A 1,367-nucleotide genomic window follows, 5' to 3' on the forward strand; every position below is an offset into this window, starting at 1 on the left:
TCCATACGCAGATGCGAATGCAGGGTGCTGTCACCGATGCGCATGAGCAGATGCTTGCCGCGGGGGATCACGGCATGCACCGGCTGGCCGGTCAGGTCGAGCGTGGCGAATCGGGGCACGCGCAGGTCGAATCGGGTGACCTCCGCGCCGGCCAGAGCTTCGTCGAGTCGTCGTGCCGTGCGGAAGACGGTGTCGCCCTCGGGCATCAGGGGGCGCCGATGGGAGTGGGCGGCGGCGGGGTGCGCGGCGACGCGGTGGGCGGCGCGACGGGCGGTGTGGTGGGCAGCGTGGTGGGGGACGTGGCGAATCCGGCTCGCGCGAGCATGTCTCGCGCGAGCATCGTGCTTCCGGCCACGGCGGCCGGCATGATCGCGACGGCCCCGCCAGGGATCAGGAAGCAGAGCTGTGTCGCCACTCCGAAGCCGAGAACCCGCGCCCGGCTGCCCGAGAACAGGGCAGCGCGCTGGGCGGGGCTGAGATCGCGGGCATCGAAGGCTCGACCTGTGAGCTCTCGGGCCAGCAGTCGACCGGTCAGGACGACTCCGGCGATGGGGCCGAAGAACCCGCCGACGGCAGGGATCAGACCGATGAGGAGCACGACGATCGCGATCAGGATGCCGAGCAGAACCAGGCGGAGTCCCTCGCCGAGAGTGGTCCAGAAGCTGCCACCGTCGGCTGGGGGAGCGTCGCCGAGGTCGGCCTCGACCGCATGCCAGATGCGCTGGTAGAACGGATCGCCGATGGTCAGGGTGAGGGCGCTGAAGACCACGCTGGCCAGGGCGAGCGCGGCCGCGACGATCACGAAGCTCACCGCAGACCGCAGCAGGCCGCGCCACGGTTCCAGCCACCCCTCGGCGAACGGCGTCAGCCACGTGGAGACCGACGGCAGACCGATGATCAGCGGTACGAGCGCGGCAGCGAGCAGGAGCAATGCGATGATCGCGGGGACCAGTCCGAGCAGCATGAGTCCCGGCCGGGTGCGCCACAGCCCGAAGCCGCGCAGCAGTGTGCGGATACCGGTGGCGAACTCGCGGATCATGGCTTCCAGCGTAGGCGTAGTGCTCAGACGACCTTGCGGAGCGTGTATCCGCGAGGGGTTGCCACGAAGCCGGACTCCTGCAGTGCGAGGGCGAGTTCAGTGCCGTAGACGCCCTCGCCGTTGATCTTCTCGACGGTGAGCGTGTCGAGGCGACGGGCGCGCGCGGTGGCCGCGAGGTCGGAGGCCGCGGCGCGCAGCACCTCGGCGTCGTCGCTGAACGACAGCACGGTGCGTCCGCCGCGTTCGAGGGACAGCACCAGTGCACCGTCGACGAGCACGACCAGACCGCCCGCTTTGCGCCCTGGACGATGCGAGACCCCGTCGAGCT

3 protein-coding genes are annotated in these 1,367 nt (G+C 70.3%); all 3 read right to left on the bottom strand.

The window, feature by feature from the left end:
- Positions 1 to 206, bottom strand: a 206-nt coding sequence (locus tag DSP71_RS23510; RefSeq protein WP_309472616.1) for a DNA-formamidopyrimidine glycosylase family protein, incomplete at its 3' end; no start/stop codon positions are given.
- Positions 206 to 1,039: an EI24 domain-containing protein gene (locus DSP71_RS09995; RefSeq protein WP_113681010.1), complete on the bottom strand. Its 834-nt coding sequence runs from the start codon at positions 1,037 to 1,039 to the stop codon at positions 206 to 208. The genes DSP71_RS23510 and DSP71_RS09995, both read right to left, overlap by 1 nt.
- A gap of 23 nt (positions 1,040 to 1,062) precedes the next feature.
- On the bottom strand, positions 1,063 to 1,367 hold a 305-nt coding region (locus DSP71_RS10000; protein ID WP_147251279.1), incomplete at its 5' end, for a hypothetical protein.

It is taken from the genome of Microbacterium sp. H6 (assembly GCF_003314775.1).
GTDB classification, from domain to species: domain Bacteria; phylum Actinomycetota; class Actinomycetes; order Actinomycetales; family Microbacteriaceae; genus Microbacterium; species Microbacterium oxydans.

What these genes read in the sequence shown, in the direction of transcription:
- DSP71_RS09995 (WP_113681010.1), bottom strand. Translation starts at nt 1,039, where the DNA reads ATGATCCGCGAGTTCGCCACCGGTATCCGCACACTGCTGCGCGGCTTC.